Origin of the sequence: Microbacterium sp. KKR3/1, from assembly GCF_021272365.1 — a bacterium.
Taxonomy (GTDB): Bacteria; Actinomycetota; Actinomycetes; order Actinomycetales; family Microbacteriaceae; genus Microbacterium; species Microbacterium aurugineum.
Map to the genome: position 1 here is coordinate 1,439,658 of NZ_JAJSDW010000001.1, position 19,396 is coordinate 1,459,053.

Annotated in this window: 25 protein-coding genes and 2 tRNA genes; 2 read left to right on the forward strand and 25 right to left on the reverse strand. The window is 67.4% G+C overall.

From position 1 onward, the window contains the following. Positions 1-1,542: an APC family permease gene (locus LVJ59_RS06900; RefSeq protein WP_131491816.1), complete on the reverse strand. Its 1,542-nt coding sequence runs from the start codon at positions 1,540-1,542 to the stop codon at positions 1-3. A gap of 99 nt (positions 1,543-1,641) precedes the next feature. After that, complete coding sequence (locus tag LVJ59_RS06905) at positions 1,642-2,007, reverse strand: helix-turn-helix domain-containing protein (RefSeq protein WP_131491815.1); 366 nt, start codon at positions 2,005-2,007, stop codon at positions 1,642-1,644. Positions 2,008-2,100: 93 nt separating this feature from the next. Here LVJ59_RS06905 and LVJ59_RS06910 point away from each other — a divergent pair, with 93 nt between their 5' ends. Next, positions 2,101-2,946 (forward strand): SDR family oxidoreductase, encoded by an 846-nt coding sequence (locus LVJ59_RS06910; RefSeq protein ID WP_232762475.1) that lies wholly within the window; start codon positions 2,101-2,103, stop codon positions 2,944-2,946. 61 nt (positions 2,947-3,007) lie between these two features. On the opposite strand, the gene LVJ59_RS06915 is transcribed toward LVJ59_RS06910, so the two are convergent. The 9 genes from LVJ59_RS06915 to LVJ59_RS06955 form a co-directional block, all read right to left on the reverse strand. After that, positions 3,008-3,373 carry a hypothetical protein gene (locus LVJ59_RS06915; protein WP_131491813.1) on the reverse strand — a complete coding sequence of 122 codons (366 nt, stop codon included), beginning with the start codon at positions 3,371-3,373 and terminating at the stop codon, positions 3,008-3,010. Further along, positions 3,355-3,975 (reverse strand): hypothetical protein, encoded by a 621-nt coding sequence (locus LVJ59_RS06920; RefSeq protein ID WP_232762476.1) that lies wholly within the window; start codon positions 3,973-3,975, stop codon positions 3,355-3,357. Before LVJ59_RS06920 ends, LVJ59_RS06915 begins: the two co-directional genes overlap by 19 nt. Beyond that, positions 3,972-4,538 carry an RNA polymerase sigma factor gene (locus tag LVJ59_RS06925; protein WP_047520823.1) on the reverse strand — a complete coding sequence of 189 codons (567 nt, stop codon included), beginning with the start codon at positions 4,536-4,538 and terminating at the stop codon, positions 3,972-3,974. Before LVJ59_RS06925 ends, LVJ59_RS06920 begins: the two co-directional genes overlap by 4 nt. Positions 4,539-4,661: 123 nt before the next feature. Next, positions 4,662-4,835 (reverse strand): CsbD family protein, encoded by a 174-nt coding sequence (locus tag LVJ59_RS06930; protein WP_232762477.1) that lies wholly within the window; start codon positions 4,833-4,835, stop codon positions 4,662-4,664. Between the two features lie 89 nt (positions 4,836-4,924). Continuing rightward, positions 4,925-5,542, reverse strand: coding sequence for a hypothetical protein (locus tag LVJ59_RS06935; RefSeq protein WP_232762478.1), 618 nt, complete (start codon positions 5,540-5,542; stop codon positions 4,925-4,927). Continuing rightward, positions 5,539-6,105 (reverse strand): hypothetical protein, encoded by a 567-nt coding sequence (locus tag LVJ59_RS06940; protein WP_232762479.1) that lies wholly within the window; start codon positions 6,103-6,105, stop codon positions 5,539-5,541. The genes LVJ59_RS06935 and LVJ59_RS06940 overlap by 4 nt, the downstream gene beginning before the upstream one ends. Continuing rightward, complete coding sequence (locus LVJ59_RS06945) at positions 6,102-6,443, reverse strand: hypothetical protein (protein WP_047520815.1); 342 nt, start codon at positions 6,441-6,443, stop codon at positions 6,102-6,104. Before LVJ59_RS06945 ends, LVJ59_RS06940 begins: the two co-directional genes overlap by 4 nt. Beyond that, the gene (locus LVJ59_RS06950; protein WP_047520813.1) at positions 6,440-6,631 is read right to left on the reverse strand and encodes a DUF2273 domain-containing protein; all 192 of its coding nucleotides are present in this window, start codon (positions 6,629-6,631) and stop codon (positions 6,440-6,442) included. Before LVJ59_RS06950 ends, LVJ59_RS06945 begins: the two co-directional genes overlap by 4 nt. Next, on the reverse strand, positions 6,628-7,071 hold the full coding sequence (locus tag LVJ59_RS06955) for an Asp23/Gls24 family envelope stress response protein (RefSeq protein ID WP_047520882.1): 444 nt from the start codon (positions 7,069-7,071) through the stop codon (positions 6,628-6,630). Before LVJ59_RS06955 ends, LVJ59_RS06950 begins: the two co-directional genes overlap by 4 nt. A gap of 186 nt (positions 7,072-7,257) precedes the next feature. Between LVJ59_RS06955 and LVJ59_RS06960 the strand changes: the two genes are divergently transcribed. Further along, complete coding sequence (locus LVJ59_RS06960; protein WP_227992007.1) at positions 7,258-7,569, forward strand: hypothetical protein; 312 nt, start codon at positions 7,258-7,260, stop codon at positions 7,567-7,569. Positions 7,570-7,589: 20 nt separating this feature from the next. On the opposite strand, the gene LVJ59_RS06965 is transcribed toward LVJ59_RS06960, so the two are convergent. The 14 genes from LVJ59_RS06965 to LVJ59_RS07030 form a co-directional block, all read right to left on the reverse strand. After that, positions 7,590-7,925, reverse strand: a complete 336-nt coding sequence (locus LVJ59_RS06965; RefSeq protein ID WP_131491807.1) for an L-rhamnose mutarotase — start codon at positions 7,923-7,925, stop codon at positions 7,590-7,592. 150 nt (positions 7,926-8,075) lie between these two features. After that, positions 8,076-8,149: transfer RNA gene (locus LVJ59_RS06970), tRNA-Met, on the reverse strand. Between the two features lie 34 nt (positions 8,150-8,183). Continuing rightward, positions 8,184-8,255: transfer RNA gene (locus LVJ59_RS06975), tRNA-Thr, on the reverse strand. Positions 8,256-8,323: 68 nt separating this feature from the next. Next, entirely contained in the window at positions 8,324-9,613 is a 1,290-nt protein-coding gene (locus LVJ59_RS06980) for a M23 family metallopeptidase (protein WP_232762480.1), read from the reverse strand. A gap of 121 nt (positions 9,614-9,734) precedes the next feature. Next, complete coding sequence (locus LVJ59_RS06985) at positions 9,735-10,529, reverse strand: inositol monophosphatase family protein (protein ID WP_232762481.1); 795 nt, start codon at positions 10,527-10,529, stop codon at positions 9,735-9,737. Beyond that, the gene (locus LVJ59_RS06990; RefSeq protein WP_232762482.1) at positions 10,526-11,521 is read right to left on the reverse strand and encodes a hypothetical protein; all 996 of its coding nucleotides are present in this window, start codon (positions 11,519-11,521) and stop codon (positions 10,526-10,528) included. The genes LVJ59_RS06985 and LVJ59_RS06990 overlap by 4 nt, the downstream gene beginning before the upstream one ends. Before the next feature lie 115 nt (positions 11,522-11,636). Further along, a complete protein-coding gene (locus tag LVJ59_RS06995; RefSeq protein ID WP_232762483.1) occupies positions 11,637-12,437 on the reverse strand; it encodes an enoyl-CoA hydratase/isomerase family protein in 801 nt (266 codons plus the stop codon). Between the two features lie 46 nt (positions 12,438-12,483). Next, on the reverse strand, positions 12,484-12,975 hold the full coding sequence (locus LVJ59_RS07000) for an FBP domain-containing protein (protein ID WP_047520802.1): 492 nt from the start codon (positions 12,973-12,975) through the stop codon (positions 12,484-12,486). A gap of 9 nt (positions 12,976-12,984) precedes the next feature. Beyond that, the gene (locus LVJ59_RS07005) at positions 12,985-13,953 is read right to left on the reverse strand and encodes a glycosyl hydrolase family 32 (RefSeq protein ID WP_374199070.1); all 969 of its coding nucleotides are present in this window, start codon (positions 13,951-13,953) and stop codon (positions 12,985-12,987) included. Positions 13,954-13,964: 11 nt separating this feature from the next. Beyond that, positions 13,965-14,915 (reverse strand): carbohydrate ABC transporter permease, encoded by a 951-nt coding sequence (locus LVJ59_RS07010; RefSeq protein WP_134353075.1) that lies wholly within the window; start codon positions 14,913-14,915, stop codon positions 13,965-13,967. Then, positions 14,915-15,856, reverse strand: a complete 942-nt coding sequence (locus LVJ59_RS07015; RefSeq protein ID WP_232762485.1) for a carbohydrate ABC transporter permease — start codon at positions 15,854-15,856, stop codon at positions 14,915-14,917. Before LVJ59_RS07015 ends, LVJ59_RS07010 begins: the two co-directional genes overlap by 1 nt. An 82-nt stretch (positions 15,857-15,938) precedes the next feature. Next, positions 15,939-17,231 (reverse strand): extracellular solute-binding protein, encoded by a 1,293-nt coding sequence (locus tag LVJ59_RS07020; protein ID WP_047520795.1) that lies wholly within the window; start codon positions 17,229-17,231, stop codon positions 15,939-15,941. Positions 17,232-17,240: 9 nt separating this feature from the next. After that, the gene (locus LVJ59_RS07025) at positions 17,241-18,362 is read right to left on the reverse strand and encodes a LacI family DNA-binding transcriptional regulator (protein ID WP_081996922.1); all 1,122 of its coding nucleotides are present in this window, start codon (positions 18,360-18,362) and stop codon (positions 17,241-17,243) included. A gap of 103 nt (positions 18,363-18,465) precedes the next feature. Further along, positions 18,466-19,347: a bile acid:sodium symporter family protein gene (locus tag LVJ59_RS07030; protein WP_131491797.1), complete on the reverse strand. Its 882-nt coding sequence runs from the start codon at positions 19,345-19,347 to the stop codon at positions 18,466-18,468. Positions 19,348-19,396: the final 49 nt, after the last annotated feature.

Genomic DNA, 19,396 nt, shown 5'->3' on the forward strand with positions numbered 1-19,396 from the left:
TCAGATGCCGCCGTCGATCGATCGGATCGTCACCGCGGGCTCATCGGGCACCATCACCTGGGTGTCGCGGTTCAGGCTCTCACCGCGGAAGAAGCGCTTGGACCGGGGGAACAGGTACCAGACGAACATCAGCACCAGGCCGAACGCGAGAGAGCCGACGCCGATCACGAAGGTACCGCCGATGCCGAACAGCACGGTGTAGCCGTAGTCCACATCCCACATGTCGATCGCGGACTGCACGAACGCCCAGGTCAGCATGAGCCCGCCGAGCAGGGGGAACAGCCCCTTGAAGAAGAACTCACGCGCCGAGGCGGTCAGGTCCTTGCGGAAGTACCAGACGCTCGCGAAACCGGTGATGGCGTAGTAGAAGGCGATCGCGAGACCGAGCGACAGGATCGAGTCCTGCAGGATGTTGTCACTGATCAAGGTCATGCCGATGTAGTACACGGAGGCGACCACGCCCATGACGATCGTCGAGAACGACGGCGTCTTGTACGTCGGGTGCACCTGCTTGAACTTGGCGGGAAGCGCGCGATAGACCCCCATCGCGAGCGTGCCACGGGCGGTCGGCAGAATGGTGGTCTGCGTCGACGAGATCGCCGAGATGATCACCGACACGACGAGGACCCAACCGAACGGTCCGAGGAGGCCGTCCTTGATCGCGAGGAAGAAGTCGTCAGCGTTCGCCTCGTTGCCGAGTCCCGTGCCGTCCTCCCCCAGGCCGGCGTACATCATCGCCGCGATCGTGACCGCGACATACGTGAAGAGGAGGATGACGGTGGTGAGCAGTGCGGCGCGACCGGGAATGCGCTTCGGGTCCTTCGTCTCCTCGTTCAGCGCGAGGCAGGTGTCCCAGCCCCAGTAGATGAAGAGAGCGAGGAGGATCGCCTCCGTGAAGCCCGACCAGTCGGTGAAGGCGAACGGGTTCAGCCACTCCCAGTCGAACGGGGTCGGGTTCGGGGCCGTCCCGGCGAAGAACTGCCACAGCGCCGTGACGACGAAGATGGCCAGCGCCAGGTACTGGATGCCGAGCAGGATGTTCTGGATGCGCTCGCCGATCTCGACACCGCGCCAGCTCACCCACGTCATGGCGGCGATGAAAGCGACGGCGACGACGACGACGCGCCAGTCGTTGTTCTCCAGGTCCTGTCCGATCAGCGACCAGAAGTAGACCGAGGCGATCTGGGCCAGGTTCGCGAGCACGACCATGCCTGCGACCGCGACGCCCCAGCCGCCCATCCAGCCGACCCACGGCCCGAAGGCCTTGGTGCCCCAGGTGAAGGTGGTGCCGCAGTCGGGAACGGCGTTGTTGAGCTCACGGTAGGCGAAAGCGATCAGGAGCATCGGGACGAACGCGATGATGAAGGCGATCGGAGCCTGAGCCCCCACCGCGAGCACGACGAATCCGAGCGTCGCGACGAGCGAGTAGACGGGGGCGGTGGAGGCGAGACCGATGACGGTGGATCCCCACAATCCCAGTGTTCCCGCAGCGAGACCCTTGCCATCGGGTCGTTCCAGGTGAATCGGCGTCGTTGCTGCCATGTCAGAACAGTAAGGCCACCGCGGTTATCGCGTCAACGGGTTTCTGAAACCGTCAGAATTCGAAGCAAGAGACCGCCTCCCACGACGGAATCCGCAAGTTCAGTCTCGTCCGAGCATGCCGTCGGCGTGGTCGGCGACCCACTCCATCAGCGGGAGCATCCGCTCCATCAGGTCGCGACCGAGCGGTGTCAGGCTGTATTCGACGTGGGGCGGCACGGTCGGCAGCGACTCCCTGTGCACGAGTCCGTCATCGGCGAGGGTGCGCAGCGTCGAGGCGAGCATCTTCTCGCTGATGCCGTCGACCTCACGACGCAGCGCACCCCAGCGGTGTGTGCCATCGGACAGGCACGACAGGACCAGGACGCCCCACTTGCTCATGATGTGATCGAGGACGACACGTGTGCCGCAGTTCTGATCGAAGGCGAAGGGTGTCGATTCCTTGATCTGCGCGAAACTTACCGTCATGTGGGTACCTTACTTCAAAGTGGGTACCCGCAGATTGGAATGCCGAATCACCACCCCGGGGTTGTCGAGTGTGTCACCTACGAAAGGACCCCCATGACCATCCTCGTCACCGGCGCGACCGGCAACCTCGGCCGCCTCATCATCGACAGCCTCCTCGAGCGCGGCGCGGACCCGCAGTCGATCGTCGCGGGTGCGCGCGACACGACGAAGGTCGCCGATCCACGCGTGCGCAGTGTTCACCTCGACTACACCGACGCCGCCTCCGTGGCCGCAGCCGTCGACGGCGTCGACACGGTCATCCTGGTCTCCGGATCCGAGGTCGGCCAGCGCGTTCCCCAGCATCGGACGGTCATCGACGCGGCGAAGGCCGCCGGTGTCACCAAGTTCGTCTACACCAGCGCTCCGAAGGCGACCTCGAGCGACCTCGTCCTGGCACCGGAGCACAAGGCGACGGAAGAGCTCATCGCCGCCGCGGGGCTGCCCGCGGTCATCCTCCGCAACAACTGGTACACCGAGAACTACGCCGCCGACCTCGCACGTGCCGCCGAGACCGGGGTGCTCACCGCAGGCACCGGAGACGGACGAGTCGCGTCGGCCAGCCGCAGGGACTTCGCGGAGGCCGCCGCCGTCGTGGCACTCGAAGACGGTCACATCGGAGAAGTCTACGAGCTGGGCGGCGACGTCGCCTGGACGTACTCCGATCTCGCGGCGGCCTTCTCCGAGATCACCGGGCGCCCGGTGACCTTCGTCCCGGTCACCTCGGATGAACAGGTCGCGGCACTCCGCGACGCCGGGCTCGACGAAGGCACGGCCGGCTTCGTCGCCGCGCTCGACGCCGGGATCAAGGGTGGCGCGCTCGCCGACACCGACGGCACGCTCGCCCGCCTGATCGGCCGTCCGACCACTCCGCTCGTCGAGGGCCTGCGCGCGGTCGCCTGAGCTGCACCGCAACCGAGTGCCGCTCCCCGCCGGGAGCGGCACTCGGTTGCCTCATCCGCCGCTACGTCGTCGCGCGGGACTGGACGTGCACCACGGTGAGTGTGATGCTGTCGTGTCCCACACCGCGCGTAGCGAGGAGCGCGGCGACGGCGGCATGGACGGCGCGCAGGGTCTCGCCCGAAGGGGCGTCCTCATCCACACCGATCGACGCCTCGACGGCGACGCCCTCGCCGGCCGGGGCCACCGCCACGATCGGTTCGTCGTCCTTGCGCACGCCCAGGGCCGCGGCCCCCACGCGCAACAGGTTGGAGATCAGGGACCCTGACCGATAAACGTTCCGGACACCCGGTGTCGTCCGTATCGTCTCCTCGATCGACGCGGCCAGCTCTGCGCAGGCTTCGGGCGTCATCATCGCTCGTCGGTCCATGACGACACCTCCCGGATGTCTCGGATCGCGATGTCGATCGCGACGATGTTGAGCTCGGTGTGTGCGCGGAGGCTGCGGTCGACCTCGGTCCTCAGCCGCTGGGCGACCACCGGTATCGACTGCCCGTGCATCGCGCTCGCGTCGATCTCGACACGGATCGGGGCGTTCGCGGTCGTGACGTCGCCGTCGAGTCGGCACCGTCCGACCAGCAGTCCGGGCACCACCTTCTCCGCGGCGCGGATGAGGCCACGCACGGCGCCCTCGGTGATCCCGAGGTCCACGTCCGGGTCGATGGAAGCGAAGGGAATGCGACGTCCGGCACGGGCGTCGATCGCGATGCCGCTGAGGATGCGGTCCACCCAGCTCTCGTCGACTTCCGGCTCAGCCGCGGTCTCCGCCGCGATCAGTTCGGCGCCGAGTCCGTGCAGGCGCTCCAGCGCGTCGAGCGCCAGCTGACAGCCGGGCGACTCGTCGATCGAACGATCGGCGGGCTGCCTTCCTGCCTCCAGGTAGTCGGTGAGCTCGTCGAGTGTGTGCCCGTCGAGATCGGTCGGCGCCAGGCTGAGCCGGCGGGCCTTCGGCGTCTCTTTGTCGTCGGTCATCGCCACTCCTCCATCCGTACGATCATGAATCTGCGGGCTCGAGCGAGCAGCCCCCTTGACGTCGAGACCGGAATTCCGAGCTCTTCTGAGATCTCCTCGTACGAGTAGCCGCCGATCTCGCGCAGGATCCAGCACTCCCGCTGCGCGTCGGGCAGTTCTCGAAGAGCTGCCCCGAGCGCCGCGACCCCCGCTCGCACCTCGACCACTGCGGACGGTGACGCGTGCAGCGGTGCCGGCCTGTCGATCGAATCGATGTCGACGGCGGGCCGAGTCGCGCGAATGCGGTCGACCGCTTTCCTGCTCACGATCCTCATCAGCCAGCTCTTCACCTTCGCCGGATCGTCGAGCTCGCCGAATCGCTGCCAGGCGGTCACGAACGTCTCCTGCACGATGTCGTCCACATCGGCTGAGGCATTCAGCATCCGCTGCGTGTATGCGCGCATCATCGGCGAGTACCGACGCACGAGGACCGCGAACGCCTCGACGTCCCCATCCATCGCACGACCGGCGACGATGGCGTCGTCCGCGTGCTCGAGCGCCCTGCGAAAGCGTTCGTCTTCCATCCACCCCACCCCTCGATCCGCCCCTCTAGGCAATTCGGAACGGACGCCCGATCAGATCGGATCATTTCCCGCCTATCCGCGCGAGATCGGGGAGAGGCTCGCACGAGCCTCTCCCCGTACCCGTCACTTCTTGAACGCGTCCTTGACGTCCTCTGCCGCGTCACGGACACCGCCCTTGGCCTGCTCGGCCTTGCCCTCGGCGACGAGCTTGTCGTCGTCGATCACCTTGCCGACGGTCTCCTTCGCCTTTCCGGCGACCTTCTCCGCAGCGGCCTTGATCTTGTCTTCTGCGCCCATGGCGTCTCCTTTCCTCAGCGACCTCGGGTTCGAGGTCGGATACTCACGCGGTGTCTCCGCGTGTTGGTCTCTTGCGGCGGTCACACCGCCTACTGCACCCTCGTGGGCGACCGGAACGCATCGCGCCACCGGCGATCCGACAGATGCACCAGGATCGGGATGCGGGCGCCCAGGAGGTGGTCCCACTCTCGAACGGCCTTCTCCGTCGCGGCGACGATCGCACCGAGGGGAGCGCCGGGTCGCACGGTGATCGCCAAGGCGACGGCATGCTTCCTTCCGACGCGGTATGCAGCCGCGCGGGCGGAGAGCACGTCGGGTCGGCGGATCAGCGGGTCCGTCAGCACTTCCTCAGCCACGTTCCGATCGACCGTCGTCCGTCCGCCTGCGCCATCGACCTCGAGCACGGCCTTCGCCCTGCCCCGTCTCCGCGTGGCGAGGAAAGCGATGAGGGCGATGACGAGGAGCACGGCCGCTGCCGCTATGAGCAGCACGACAGTGGATACCGGACCGACGCCCGGGATCTGCCACGTCCACGTCGCGGCGGTCTCCACCGCGACCGACACCACAGACGCCGGGCGCCGAAGCCACGGGGGCGCGTCCCCGCCCGCGAGCACCCCCGCGGCGAGGGCGAGACCGCCCGCCGCCAGCAGGATCGCGCCGGTGACGAAGAGGAGCAGTCGATTCACCAGGCGGTTCGTGGCGTTCATGCGATCACTCCGTGCGCATCCACGCTGACGCGAGCAGCCGCGACGAATCCGATTCCCGAGAGCACGTCCTTCACAGCCGTCTCGGCTCCGAACCGATCGACGGGGACGCCACTGGTGGGGGTGATCCTGACTGCGACGTCACGCCTGCCGACGGTCACGGCCACGCGTCCACGATCGACGCCCACTCGTCGGGCCACGGCCTCGGCGACCGAGTCGGCGATCACCCCGTCGTCCACGAGCAGAGCGGTGCGCTCGGTCGTTCGCGCACGACGGTGGCGACGTCCCGGCAGGACCGCGAGCGCAAGGAGCACGAGAGCGAGAAGCACGACGAGTACGCCCACCCCGAAGGGCACGGCCTGTGCCGTTGCTCCTGCGGCGAGCGCATCGAACTCTCGAGCGACCCTGTCACGGAAGCCCGCGTCGACGACCCACCACACTCCTCCCGCGAGGAGAGCGAGGCCCGAGACGACGCCGATCGATGCGACCACCGCAGCCGGGATGGTGCGAGGCGCGTGCGTCTCCCGACGGAGCACGCGCCGGTATATCGCCTGTTCGTTCGTCATCTCACCCTCTTCTCCGTGCTGCGGCGGACGCCCGAGTATCGGATGTCCACGGTGCTGACCTCACGACCGGCCAGCGTCTGCATCTTCTCGATCAGGTCCCGCCGAAGCTCTTCGCCGCTGTCGACCAGGTTCAGTCCGTGCTCCGGGGCCACCGGGACGGTGACCGAGATCCGCACGGCACCTCGCCGGTCGGACAGCTGCACCCCGACGTCACGGGTCGACACCCGAGCGACGTCGTGCACGATGCCGACGGCGAGTCGTTGCAGCGCACGGGCCGTGATGGTCGTCGTCCCCACGACGACGTCCTCCGGCGCCGGAGCCGCCTCCTCGTCGGTCATGACGAGGAGCGCCGGCCTCGGAAGACCTCGGCGAGTGCGCGGACGTCGAGCCGGCCGTCGATGATGCGGCCGGCGACCGCTCCGAGCAGCATCGCCAACGCCACGAGCAGGAACGCCCAGAACCCCAGGGCCACCCAGGTGAGCGCCAGCACTGCGGCGGCCGCCGCGCCGATCACCGATGCATTCACTGGACTCGCGCCTCCTGCGTGCCCTCGTCCTCGTCATCGGAGGGGATGTGCACGTCGTTCACGGTCACGTTGACCTCGGCGACCTCCATGCCGACCAGCTCCACCATCGCGCGGTGGATGGCCGCGCGAACTTCGTCCGCGACCTTCTGGAGCGAGACCGGGTATTCCGCGACGATCGTCACGTCGACCGCGACCTGCGTCTCGCCGACCTCGACGCTGATTCCCTGAGAGAGATCGGTCGTGTTGAGGGCGTCACGGATCGCGCCGACCATTCGGGCGGCTCCCCCGCCGAGTGCATACACGCCCGCCACTTCGCGTGCGGCGATGCCGGCGATCTTCGCCACCACCGCGTCCTCGATCGTCGTCTTGCCCGCAGCAGTCCCCGACTGCGGTGCGACGACCTGAGCCTTGGGCTGGGCGCCACCAGTCACGTTCGCCATCTTGAGCTCCTTCATCCATGTCTCCGCCTCCGTTGAGGAGTGCGGGCCGCAGGTCAGCGACACCCCTAAGACGGATGCCGACCGAGAAACGTCACAAAATGATCCGAAGAAGTCTCGGGCATCTGTCAAGGGGCTCCCCCTCCGGGCGCTGATCGCGCATGCTTCACCGTGGGGACAGCTAGGAGAATGATGGAGCACGATCCGGACCGAAGGTTCAGCCTGGTGCAGGTCACGGCGACCGACTGGGCGATCCACGATCTGCACTACCCGACGGACGACCATCGCCGCGTCGTCTGCACGATCTTCGAAGATGCCCCGACCGAGGTCGAGGTCCTCTGGCGGCGCGACCTCCCGCTCGCGTTGCGCTACTCGTCCGCGGAAGAGGTCCTGCACGCGGTGCGACGGTTCCAGGACGCCTCACGTGCGACGCGTCCGATCCAGATCCCGCATCACCCGCCGCCACGGCGATCGGATCCCGGTCGGAACCCCTTCCGCTGACACGCGACCGCCCGGTGTGCTCAGCTGCCGGTGGCGCGCTGCGCCGCGAGTGCCCAGACCTGTTCGATGGGCGTGAACCCCTCTTCACCGTCCGGACCGTGGAACCCCTCGACGAAGCGCCCGATGTCGGCCTGCCAGGAATCGTTCGCCGGGGAGGCCTCGACGATGCGCATCGTCGCCTCGAAGTCGTCGCACTCGACGAGGTGGAAGAGGTTGCGCCCCGAGCGCCAGATGGTCCAGTCGTGGATGCCCGCGACGTCGAACAGGTCGCGCAGAGAATCCGGGATCCGGGCGTGATGGGACCGATAGTCCTCGATCGCACCCTCGGCGATCACTGAATGCAGGGCGATGCGCATGCTTCTCCTCGTGACGACGTCCACAGGACATGATGTCCGCGCGCCGAGACCCTGTCAAGGGAAAGGTCGGATGTCTGCGTTTCTCGTCGACCGGGGCTGCTCGGCGGCCGCATACGACAAAACCCCCGGAAATCCGGGGGTTTGAATCTGTAGCAGGAGCGGGGCTTGAACCCGCGACCTCACGATTATGAGTCGTGCGCTCTCACCAACTGAGCTACCCTGCCGCACGGCATCCATCCGTGTGAGAAGAATGCTGCGAGCCCCGAGTCAGGATTGAACTGACGACCCCTTCCTTACCATGGAAGTGCTCTGCCACTGAGCTATCGGGGCGTGCTGCCCTCGCGGGGCAACCGTACGAGAATACCATCACTGTGGCGTCCCCATGAAATCGAGGCGGGTCAATACGAGGTTCGACCAGCGTTCGCCTTGAGCCACGGCATCGGATCGATGGTCGATCCGTTGACGATGAGTTCGAAGTGCAGATGAGCGCCGTACGAGCGGCCGGTGTTGCCGGTCTTACCGACGATGTCGCCGACCTTCACGGTGTCGCCCGCCTTGACCTGCAGAGACCCGTACTGCATGTGCGAATAGTGGCTGGTGATGACCTGGCCGTCGATGACGTGGTCGATGTAGACCGTCACACCGTAGGCTGCGCCCTGCTCCGTCGCGATGCGGACGGTGCCGTCGGCGATCGCCTGGATGGGCGCACCGTCGCCGGGGACGAAGTCGATGCCCTCGTGCAGACGACCGCTGCGCATGCCGTATCCGTAGCTCATGCCGACCCCGACGAGGAACGGCCACTGGATGGCGGCATCGGGGTCGTTCGTGAAGACCTCACCCGAGTAGTTGATGCCCTGCTCGGCGGCGACCTCGACCAGCGAAACCGTGCTGAAGTCATCCGAACGGGCGAGAGACTCGTTCTCGACTGCGCCCGGTGCGACGAATGCCTGGATCTCTGCGGCGGCAGAATCCTTCGCGTCGGAACCTGCGGACGAGACCAACGAGGTCGCTGCCATCGCGGTGCGGCCCTGCACCGCCGCCACAGCCTCCGCGGGAAGCGTCATGGACACGGCGAGGAGACCGGCGAGACTCATCACACCGACGGTCGCCCCCACGGTCACAAGCTTGCGGATGCTGCGTGGACGGCGCGGCGCGACGTGCGCGGACTCAGGCTCGGAGGACTCGCTCGCCTCCGCGGGCGCGGACGCAGGCGTGTGCGTGGCCGATGTCCGGACGGACGCCGGAACAACAGGAACCGAGCCCGTGCGGAAGGCGCGGGATGCGCGCTCGAACTCGTCGACATCATCTTCGGGCGCGGCCGCCGCGACGGGTGCCGCCGGTGCCGGCGACTCCACGGAAGGCGCGACCGTGTCAGAGTCTGCGGCGTCGACGGAGTCGGCGGCGGTGTCGACGACGACCGGTGATGCTGGGACGTCGGCGATGATCGGCGCGGGAGTCGTGGCGATGAACGGCTCGGCCGGAACCTCGGCGGCGTCCGCGCCGGCTGCCTGGCGCTGGCGAGCAGCGCGACGAGAAAGAGGAGCGACGGCGGCGAGGGCGACGGCAGTGGAATCAGCCGTGGAGAGGGGTCCCGTCGTTCCCGCCGCAGAGGCCTCGGAGGCCGCGATGCGGAGTCGGCTGGACCGGCGCGTGGGCGCAGAGGAAGCCTCGGGATTCTCGAAGGGCAAAGCGTTTCTCTCGGGTCGTGCGTCAGCTCGGGGGCGCAAACTCAAACTCTCACCTTCGGGTGGTGAGAGTAACGATCGGGTAAAACACTACCCTGGCCACCCTGGGAAAGCCATGGATCATTCACTTTTCCGTTCCCAGGATCGCGAACAGTCGGTCGTGCACGGCGCGTCCTGCCGCGACGAGCATGGGCCGCGGGGATTCGACATCGGTGCGTGACACGACTCCACCGGCCTCCGACACCAGAAGCCCACCGGCGGCATGATCCCACGGACGCAAGCCGCGCTCGAAGTAGCCGTCGAGCCGCCCCGCAGCGACATACGCGAGGTCGAGAGCGGCCGCTCCCATCCGACGGACATCACGCGCCATCGGCATCACCCGCGCCACCGTGGCGAGGTCGCCTTCATGGGTTGCAGGGTCGTAGCCGAAGCCGGTAGCCAGGAGCGCTCCGGCGGGCGTCTCCGCCGTGACCGAGAGCCGGGCACCGTCTGACCACGCACCGTGACCGAGGGCTGCGGTGAAGATCTCACCGAGCGCGGGCGCGTTGACCGCGGCGGCGAGAGCTTCCCAGGACTCGGGGACGGGCTCGCCTCGGACGGCGGCGATGCTGACGTTGTAGGCCGGGATGCCGTACGCATAGTTCACGGTGCCGTCGATCGGGTCGACGACCCAGGTGATCCCGCTCGTTCCGACCTCGGCCCCGGACTCCTCACCGAGAAAACCGTCCTCCGCGCGGGCAGCGCGCAGGCGATCGCGGATGAGCGCCTCGACCTCGCGGTCCGCTTCCGTGACGATGTCGGCGAGCGTCGACTTGGTCGCCGCCAGACGCACACCCTCTTGTCGGCGTCTGCGCGCGAGGTCTCCCGCTTCGCGCGCGATCTCCGTCGCGAGTTCGCCGAGCTCTCCGGCGAGGGTCACGGTGCGGGCTGCTGCGGCGCGGGCGGTTGCGGCGCGGGCGGAGGAGGCGGGAACGCGGAGGGCTCTTGCCTCGGCGCCGGGGGCTGCTCCACGGCACCGGGCGTCGGCGGCATCGTGTGCGCACCGGGGGCCTGCGGCGGCGCGGGTTGTGCGTACACCTGCTCCACCGGCTGCGGCACGACGGGGAAGCTCGCGGCCGGGGCCGCCGGGAGCGACTGCTGTGCCGTGACCGTCGGGTACCCGGTGTAGTACGCCGTCCAATCGGGCGACGAGTCGGGAAGCACCGGCAGCGGGGTGATGCCGTCGGCATAGGTCGGCCAGGACGGCGCGGATCCGACGCCCGGCGTGGCCGGTTTCTTCTTGGGCGCGAAGAGCGCGTTCAGGAGCGGGATGAGCGTGGTGCCGACGGCGACGAGGATCGTGAGGGCGACGACGATCCGCCAGTACAGCGCGCCGTACTCGAACGTGTTCGGGAAGGCGAGGAAGAACACGAGCATGCCGACGAGGCCACCGAGGAACGTGATCGTGACGATGTAGATGACTCGCGTGAACGTGGTGACGTAGCGCTGGGCAGCCGGTGTGAACAGCCGCACGTGCACGAGCGCGAGCTGCAGGATGCCGATGACCAGCAGCAGTTGGAAGAAGCGCTCGGCGCCGAAGTACATGCCGTCTTCGGGGAGCCAGATCTTGACGGCGCCGACGAGGAGCGCGACGATCCAGCTGACCATGCTGGCCAGCTGCAGCCAGTCGGGACGGTTCGGGGCGAGCCCCGCCTCGGCGATCGCGATCCCCGCGAAGGCCGCCAGGAGGAGGATCGTGAGGAAGGCTCGGCCGATCAGTCCGTCCTGGTCCCCGATGAGGACCCAGACGACGCAGACGAGTGCAGCGGCGATCAGAGCGCCGATGGCGATCCAGAGAGAGCCTCGGATCAGCAGCGACATGTTCTTCTTCTCACCCTGCGGCTGCGGGGTGGTGATGTCCGGCTGGGACATGGCGATCCTCTCGTCGAGCGGCGATGCCTTCATCCTGCCACGCCCACCGCCGGATACCGCGGCCACCGCACGGGTTGGGGAAAGTCACCGTCCGCACGGGGCGGAGCAGAAGAAGTCAGCCGGCCCTCTTGGCGGCCGAGGCGGCGAATGCAGCCACCCGCGCCTGCGCGTCCGGAGTCTCCAGCGCTGCGCCGATCGAGCGGGCCTCCTCGCTCAACTGCTCGGCGAAGGAGCGTTCGGGCTGGGAACGGACCAATCGCTTCGCGTGCCCGTACGCGTCGGCGGCCCCCGCCAGCCAGAAACGGGCGATCTCCTCGCCACGCGCCCGCACCAGGGCGGCCTCGGCCACGGAATCCTCCCCCTCGATGACCTCGGCCACGAGTCCCCAGTCGAGCGCCTCCGAGGCCGACAGCAGACGATCCTGCAGCACCAACTGCAGTGCGCGCCTCTGGCCGACGGCGCGCGCGAGCTGGGCCGACACCGAGAGGTCGGGCGTCAGGCCGATGTTCGCGTACAGGCTCCCGAGCTTCGACCGCGAGCCGACGACCGCATAGTCACTCGAGAGCAGGATGCCGAGACCCCCGCCCGCCGTCGTACCGTGCGCGGCGGCGACCACGGGAACCGTCGATTCCGTCAGGGAACGGATACCGGTGTTGATGACCTCGGCGAGCGCAGTGATCTCTGCGCCGGAAGCTCCCATGGTCGTGGCCATGTCGATCACATCGCCTCCCGCGCAGAAGGCGGGGCCGGACGCATCGATCAGGATCGCCTTCACGTCGGCGCGCGATGTCGCCTCGGCGGTCGCGTCCTTCCACGCATGTGCGAGGTCGGCGTTGAAGGCGTTGAGGCGGGCGGGGCGGTTCAGCGTGAGCCGGGCCATCCCCTCTTCGACGGCGAACAGGATGGCATCACTCATGGCGTCTCCTTCGAGCACAGGACGTGTGGGTCCAGCGTAGCCGCGATCAGCTGCGCTCCCAGACCTGCGAGACGAAGCGCTCCATCCGGCGGTGTGTCCCGTCCAGGCGCAGGTCGGCCTGCCCCGGTGCCCTGACCTCGTTCGGTGCCAACGGGTGCGCGAGACGTACGTTCTCGTGGCAGGAGAGGTCGGCGCACATGTAGGCGCCGACCGAATCGCCGCGCCGCCCGGCCTGGCCCGAGCGGCGTGCGGAGAACAGGGAGATCTGGTTGCCGGGCTGCATCGTGTGGCAGATGTCGCACATCCCCGATCGTCCGCGCCCGGGCTCGGTGGCCCGGAGCACGATCCCGACGACCGTCTCCTCCAGCGGGATCAAGACGTAGCCGCGGCGGCTCGCATTCGGATCCGACCAGGCGAAGAAGTCGAGGTAGTCCCAATCGACGAGCAGGAAGTCATGCGGCATCTCCATGATCCGCAACTCCTCCGCGTCCGCGTTGACGAACGATGCCCGGACGTCGGCTTCGGTGAGCGGTCGCATCGCTCCAGTCTACGAACGCCTGCCGGCCACGGCTTCGCGCACGGCAAGACGCCCCTCGACCCATTCGACCGGCATCGGGTCGGTGATCCCCCCGACGAAGTGCCCGTCATCACCACGGTTGCGGAAGGCGAACAGCAACCATCGCCCATCGTCGCGGCGGCGCAGGAGCCTGCCCACGTAGAGGTCGTCACCGGTCAAGGGTTCGGCGCGAGAGATGTCGAAGGGTCCGAGCACACTGTCCGCGGCCACCGCCCATGTGCCGCCCGCAGCCGACCTCCGCGACGGCATCGAGTGCTCCGCCAGGCAGGAGAACAGGAGAACGGGGCGACCGTCGACGACCTCGACCTGAACGACCTCCAACTGCCCGAACCCGTCGTCGGAGGGCACGCTCAACGGCTCACGCAACTCCCACTCGCGAAGATCGGCCGACCACGCGTGGCCGATCACTCCCCTGCCCTCGACGGGTCCATGAGGTGCACGCGCCGTGACGTACATGTGCCACCCGTCGCCCTCGGGGTCGGGGAAGACCCACGGGTCGCGGAAGGCCTCGTCGTGCCACGCGCCACTGTCGACCGTCTCGTACCAGGGGGCCTGCGCGTTCAGCACCGGATGCGGTGCCTTGTGCCACTCGACGAGGTCTGACGAGGTGGCATACCCGATCGACTGGATGTTCTTGCCCCCGTCGCTCAGGCTCGCGCCCGTGTAGAAGAGGAACCACGTCCCGTCCGGGTGCCGCACCGTCGAACCCGTCCAGGTGGCGAGGTCGTCGAACGCAGGAGCGTCACCGCGCACGAGGGCATCCGGTCCCCGTGTCCACTCGACGAGGTCGAGCGAGGTCGCGTGACCGATCGAGGCGCGGTAGTGGCGCCGTTCCGGGTCGTGCAGCGCGCGCGAGGCGTAGAGGAAGAAGAGGTGGTACTGCTCGCCGTCGTCGGCGAACCAGAAGTCCCATACCCACGAGTCGGGAAGATCGAACACGGTGTTTCCTTTCATCCCTTCACTCCGCTCGCGGCGATCGAGCTGACGAAGGCGCGCTGGAAGATCAGGAAGACGATGAGCACGGGGATCGTGATCATCGACGTGTACGCCATGACCTCACCCCAGGCGGTGTTGAGTTGGAAGAAGTACTGCATGCCGACCATGACGGGCCGGAGGTTCTCTCGCTGCACGACCATGAGCGGCCACAGGTACTGGTTCCATGCAGGCAGGAAGGTCAGGATCGCGACCGTCGCGAATGCCGGGCCCGACAGCGGCACGATGATGCGGCGGTAGATCCTGAACCAACTCGCCCCGTCGATCCGCGCAGCCTCGTCGAGCGACTTCGGGATCGTGGAGAAGTACTGCGTGAACAGGAAGATGGAGAACGCATTCGCGATGAACGGCACGATCTGCACCTCGTAGGTGTTCAACCAGCCGAAGTCGTACTTGAGCACGCCGCCTTCGAAGACGAGTGTGGGCAGTTGGGCGACCCAGTAGACCATCGGCACCGCGATGGTCTCGAACGGCACGATGAGGGTCGCGATGATGACGGCGAGCACGACGAGCCGGCCGCGCCACGCGAGCCGCGAAAGGGCGAAACCGGCCATCGAGTTCACGATGAGCCCGAGCCCGACGGTCAGCACCGTCACGAGCACCGAGTTGAACATGAACTGCGCGACCGGCACCCGGTCGAAGACCCCGAAGTAGTTGTCGAGGCTGATGTCGCCGACGGGGAGGAAGGCGAGCGGAGAGTCGAGGTCCTGCAGGATCTGCGCGTCGGGCTTGAGGCTCGACACGAACATGAACACGAGCGGGAACAGGAAGATCACGGCGAGCACCGACATGGCGATATAGGTCGCCGCCGTGCCCCATCGGCGGCCCGCAGCAGCCGTGCGCGGGGCGCGAGCGGAGCGCGACGCCGGCCGCCCCGTCTCGGTGTGGTTGTCGACGGTGGCGGTCATCAGTCCTTCTCCCGGGTGATGCGACGCTGGATGAGCGCGATGATGAGCACGGCTACGAAGAATATGAGCGAGATCGCGGCCGCGTAGCCGATCTCCTGCTGACCGAAGCCCTTGCGCACCGCGTGGTAGACGACCGTCGAGGTGGCGCCCTGCGGACCGCCCTGGGTCATGACGTCGATCTGGACGAACAACCCGAGGGCGGCGATCGTGATGGTGACGAGCACGAAGACCATCGTCGGGCGCAGCCCCGGCCACGTGACGTTGGTGAACTGGCGCCACGGGCTGGCGCCATCCATGCGGGCCGCCTCGTAGAGCTCTTCGGGGATCGTCTGCAGCCCCGACAGCCAGATGATCATGTGGAACCCGACGGCCTGCCAGATCGACATGACGATGATCGCGCCGAGCGCCGTCGAGGGGTCGTTGAGCCAATCGTTCCCGCTCCACAGCCCGAACGTCACGGCGTCGATCATCGAGTTGATGAGCCCGTCATCCTGATAGAGGAACTTCCACAGGATCGAGACGACGACGATCGAGGTCACGACGGGAATGAAGAACACGACGCGGAAGAACGTCGTGCCGCGGAGCTTTCGATTCACGAGCACTGCGAGCGCGAGGCCGAGGCCGGCCTGCACGGGCACGACGATGAGCGCGAAGATCGCCGTGTTGCCGATCGACTGCACGAAGAGCGGGTCAGCGGTGAAGGCGCGAATGAAGTTGTCGACCCCGACGAAGCGAGGCGGGTTCGGCGAGATGAGCCTCGCATTCGTGAAGGAGAGAGTGAATGCGAGGACCACCGGGACGATGAGGAACAGTGTGAGCAGGAGGGCGGCCGGTGCGACCATGCCCAGCCCTGCCCACGTCTCGCGTCCACGGCTGGAGCGGAAGGAGCGGAGGGTGCGCCGAGGAGTCTCGGCCCCCGCCGTCGGAGGTGTGACGGTCATCGATGCGTCTTTCAGGAGCGGGTGGAGCAGCGCGGCGGGGTGGGCACGCGGTCGCCCGCGCCCCCACCTCCGCCGTCACCGTCTACTGGAATCCGTACCCGTCGTTGGACGCGATGTTGGCATCGATGTCCGCGACGGCCTGGTCGAGGGTCGCCGTGACGTCGGCGCCGCTCATGATGTTCTTCGCCGCCGTCTCGAACGTGGTCGAGATCACGGCGTAGGCGGGAGTCTCCGGCCGCAGCACGGCGTACTTCTGCGACAGCTCCACGAACGGGCGCAGCACACCGTCATCGCCGAAGTACTCCGACGCCTGCGCAGCGGCTTCCGTCGCCGGGATGACGATCTGGTTGTCGGCGAACTCGGTGATGTACTCGTCGTTGAAGCTGAACTCGAGGTACTGCCGGGCGCCATCGGCGTCGTTGCAGCCCGAAGAGATCGCCCACTGCCACGACCCGCCACCGATCTTCGGGCCGTTGCCGAAGTCGGGCGGCGGCAGGATCAGGAGATCATCGCCGATCGCTTCGACGGATGCCAGCGCGTTCCACACGCCGGTGTAGCTGAGCGCCACCTCATCGTCGACGAACTCCTGGTTGCCGATCGTGCCCGCGTTGCTCGCGTAGCCCTCGGCGAAGAGGTTCTGGAACCAGGTGCCCCACTCCACGGCGGCGTCGCCGTTCAGCGCGCCGTCCGCGGTGAGCATCGTGTCGCGGTCGATCAGATCGCCGCCGAAGCTCTGCAGCAGCGGGGAGTACGCGTACGGCCACCACTCGCCGGTGTCTTCCGCACCGATGTCGATGGGGGTGTCGTAGCCGGCGTCCTGCAGCGTCGACAGCGCGGCATCGAACTCGGAGGCCGTCCACGGCTGATCCGTCGAGGGGATGCGGATGCCGTTGGCATCGAGCACCGACTTGCGCGCGAAGATCGACAGCGCGGCATCCCAGTAGCCGGCCGAGTAGATTTCGCCGTCCCACACGCCCACCGCCGTCGGGAGGAGCTTGTCGGTGATCTCGGTCGAGATCTCCAACGGCTGGAGGTACTCCGCCCACGCCCAGTTGGGCATGATCGGCCCATCGAGATCAAGCAGGCAGGGAAGGTCTCCCGAGGCCGCCGCAGCGACGATCGCGTCGTTGTAGGCACCTTGCGGGAAGGACTCGTGCACGACTTCGTACTCGTCCTGTGAGGCGTTGAAATCGGTGATGATCTTCTCGTAGACGGCGAGCTCCGCGGCGTTCCCCGCCGAGTGCGTCCACATCGTGAGCTGCGTTCGACCGTCTTCTCCGGTCGTGTTGCCTTGACCTGCTTGTCCACATCCTGTGAGGGCGAGGGCTGTCACCAACCCAGCCGCCACGAAGATCGGCGACGTTCTGCGCGTCATTGTGGTTTCCTATTCTTGGTGCCTGACGCCCACGTCGGGCACCTGATCGGGAGCCGCCGAGCGCGGCCCTTCGGTTGTGTGTGAAGCCCGTCGTCGGTTCTGTTTGGCGACATGCGCCGGCGGCGGGCCCACGGAATCCCGTCGGATGACGGGACAGTCCATTCGGTGCGAGGCGTCCTCATCCCCCTCTGCGCGGACGCCGAGCGCGACCTCCATCGCCCAGCGACCCATCTCGTAGTGGGGCAGAGCGATGGTGGTGAGAGGTGGATCCATTTCTGCGGCGACCAACTGCTGATCGTCGTAGCCGACGACCGAGAGGTCGCGCGGGATTTCGAGGCCGCGATGGTGTGCCGCGGCGTAGACGCCGATCGCCATCCGGTCGTTGAAGCAGAAGATGCCGGTCGGACGCTGGTCCTCGGGCAGATCGAGCAACCGCTCGGCTGCCGCACGCCCGCCCTGCGCGGACGTCTCCCCCGTCACATGGAGCGCGGGATCGGCCTCGATGCCCGCCTCGGCCAGCGCTTCGAGGTAGCCCTCGTGACGCAGTCGCGAGGCGATGGGCTCGGGGTCGTCGGTGTCGAGGTACGCGATGCGGCGGTGTCCGGCGGCGAGCAGCTCTCGCACCGCAGCGGCACCGCCCACGCGGTCATCGGGCACGACGCTGCGGAAGCCGCCACCCTCGGGGTAGCAGTCGAGCAGCACCGAGCCTCGAGGGAGCCCGGCGGGAACATCGACCGCGCGGTGCCACATGCAGGCGTAGATCATGCCGTCGACCTGCTGTGCCGCCAGGGCGCGGAGGGCATCCGCTTCGATGTCTGCGTCGCCGCCGGTGTCGATGAAGAGCAGGAGGTGATCGTGCTCGCGCGCGGCGTCCTGTGCGCCGGCGAGCATGCGGCCCGCGAACGGGGTCGTCGCGATCTGGTCGGACAGGAGTCCGACGATGCGGGTGCGTTGCGTGCGGAGCCCCCGGGCAACAGCGCTGGGGGCGTAGCCGACGGCCTCCGCAGCCGCACGGACACGGATGCGGGTCTGCTCGGAGATGCGCGACTCGGCATCGTTCAGCACGAGCGACACAGTGGTGACCGACACGCCGGCTGCAGCGGCGACATCAGAGATCCGCGCTCTGCCCATCGCGTTCACCTCACTCCGTCGTGTGGCGACCAGATCACCTCGGGCCGCTGTTAAATCGATTTATCAGATGCTAAACCAGGCGTGCGTTCGAGGTCAAGCCCTCTCAGGGCGAAGGCGCCACCGGGGCGGGGACCGCGTGACGGTCTCGGATCAGGAACCCGAAGCCGAACGCGATGAAGAACATCAGCACTCCGTACACCGCGGCGGGAAGGCTCAGCTCCACCGATCCGAGCACCGACTGAGCGATCACGATCGCCAGCGTGGCGTTGTGGATGCCGATCTCGAACGACGTCGCGATCGCCTGGCGCTTTCCCACTCGGAGCATCCGCGGGACGAAGAAGCCGACCGTGAGGCTGATCAGGCAGAACAGCACGGTGATCAGGGCGAGCTGGGTGAAGTTCGAGACGAGGAGGGTCCAGTTCGATGCCACGGCGCCCGCGATCACGACGACCAGGATCACGACGGAGGCGATGCGCACCGGCTTGTCCATGCCGGCGGCGAACTTCGGCCAGAAACGTCGCACGATCATGCCGAGAGCCACGGGCAAGAGCACGATCGCGAACACTTCGAGCGCCTTCGACCACTGCAGCCCCAGTCGATCGTCGAACGGCTGGAAGTAGGCGATCGCGAAGTTCGTGATGATGGGGAGGGTGATGACGGCGATCACGGAGTTCACGGCGGTCAGCGAGATGTTCAGGGCGATGTCACCGCGGAACAGATGACTGTAGAGGTTCGCCGTGGTCCCGCCCGGCGACGCCGCCAGCATCATCATGCCGACAGCGAGGATCGGCGGCAACTGGAACGCGAGGACGAGGCCGAAGCAGATGGCCGGCAGCAGCACGAGCTGACACAGCAGGGCGATGATCACCGCCTTCGGCTGTTTCAACACTCGCGCGAAGTCGGCGAGGGTGAGGCTGAGCCCGAGCCCCAGCATGATGATGCCGAGGGCGACGGGCAGTCCGATGGTGGTCAACGCTGATCCCATGGAACTCAGTGTGGCCGAGAAGGGGCTCCGGTGTCACGCGTATCCGTGA